Annotated in this window: 1 protein-coding gene; it reads left to right on the top strand. The window is 67.8% G+C overall.

All coding sequences use genetic code 11. The features are described from left to right. The coding region (locus Q7A36_RS40595; RefSeq protein WP_456306857.1) for an IS1634 family transposase at positions 1-618 on the top strand (618 nt) is incomplete at both ends.

Raw genomic sequence — 618 nt, 5'->3', positions numbered from 1 at the left:
CGGGTGTGCGTCGTCGCTGACCGCGGCATGATCTCGGCCGCTACCATCGAGGGTCTCGAAGAGCGCGGCCTCGAGTACATCCTCGGCGCGCGCGAGCGCACCGACCGCGTGGTGCGCGAGGTGGTGCTGGCCGACGATGGCCCGTTCACTCCCTTGCTGGTCGAGCGCGCCAATGGCGCGGAAGCCCAGCTCTTTGCCAAGGAGGTGCGGCACGCCGGCAAGCGCTACATCGTGTGCCGCAACGAAGCCGAGGCTGAGAAGGACCGTGCCGACCGACAGGCCATCATCGCCGGTCTCGAGCAGCAGCTGCAGCGCGGAGACAAGGCACTGATCGGCAACTCCGCCTACCGCCGCTACCTGCGCCGCGTCGCTCCAACAAATGCGAAGGGCGGCAAGGCCAGGTCAGGGCCGGCCTTCGAGGTCGATGTCGGCAAGCTGGCCGAGGAAGCGAGATACGACGGCATCTTCGTGCTGCGCACCAACGCCCGCGTCACGCCATTGCAGGCGATGCTGAGATACCGCGAGCTCCTGGCCGTCGAGACCCTGTTCCGCAAAACCAAGGCCGTGCTGCGCACGCGACCGATCTACCACTCCTCCGACGCGGCTATCCGCGGCCAC

It is taken from the genome of Paracraurococcus lichenis, from assembly GCF_030657435.1.
In the GTDB taxonomy this organism is placed as follows: domain Bacteria; phylum Pseudomonadota; class Alphaproteobacteria; order Acetobacterales; family Acetobacteraceae; genus Paracraurococcus; species Paracraurococcus lichenis.
The sequence above is the reverse complement of the archived record's forward strand: the minus strand, read 5'-3'. Positions and strand labels throughout refer to the sequence as shown.